This is a genomic window from Vibrio sp. 2134-1, assembly GCF_033339495.1.
On record NZ_JAWOUS010000213.1, the window covers coordinates 1 to 903 of the forward strand.

Here is a 903-nt window from a genome sequence, read left to right on the forward strand (position 1 = left end):
AACGCAGCAGCATCAATCGCCGATGTTGCGAAAATCAAAATTGGGATGTAGAGCGGAAGAATAAGCAAACTCAAAAGAACGCCGCCCTTTTGTAACCCAACTGTCAGCGCCACACCAATAGCACCGATAAAACTCAGTGTCGGGGTGCCAATCATTAACGTGAGCACCACAGACAACCAAGTGTTGAAATCCAGAGAAAGTAATACTGCCAATAGCGGGCTGATCAAAATCAGCGGTAATCCCGTTAGCACCCAATGAGCTATGACCTTAGATATCACCACAAGTTGCAAGGGAATTGGCATGAGCATCATTTGCTCTAACGCACCATCTTGAAAATCATCACGAAATAGACGTTCTAATGATAATAATGCCGATAGCAATGCGGCAACCCAAACGATGCCCGCTGCAATACGTGCTAACAAATTAGGTTCAGGCCCAATACTCAATGGAAACAAAGTAATAACAATAATAAAGAACCAAAGCGGGTTCAAAATGTCGGCTTGGCGACGAAATGCAATCAAGAGTTCGCGGCGAATAATAGTTGTCATGGCCGAAATCATATCAATCACCCAATTTTATTTTTCTAAGTTTAGGGCTGTCAGCAAACATATCTTGGTGCGTCGTTAACATCACAATGCCACCGTTATCGGCATGCTGAGCAAACAGAGCTTCAAGCACTTTGACACCTTGTTTGTCGATTGCTGTTAGTGGTTCATCCAAAATCCACAAAATCTGCTTACTTAGCCAAAGTCTAGCCAAAGCAACGCGACGCTGCTGACCCGCAGAAAGTTGTGCTACAGGTACATCTTCTCGCCCCGCAAGCCCCACTTGGGTTAAAGCAGTAAAGATTTCTTCATCGGAAGTGCTGTTATTTTGAATAGATTGGTAAAAACGTAAGTTTTC

Annotated in this window: 2 protein-coding genes; both read right to left on the bottom strand. The window is 43.9% G+C overall.

Annotated elements, in window-relative coordinates:
* The coding region (gene ccmB, locus R7R78_RS25000) for a heme exporter protein CcmB (protein ID WP_225474485.1) at positions 1-560 on the bottom strand (560 nt) is incomplete at its 3' end.
* Between the two features lies 1 nt (position 561).
* On the bottom strand, positions 562-903 hold a 342-nt coding region (ccmA, locus tag R7R78_RS25005), incomplete at its 5' end, for a heme ABC exporter ATP-binding protein CcmA (protein WP_225474486.1).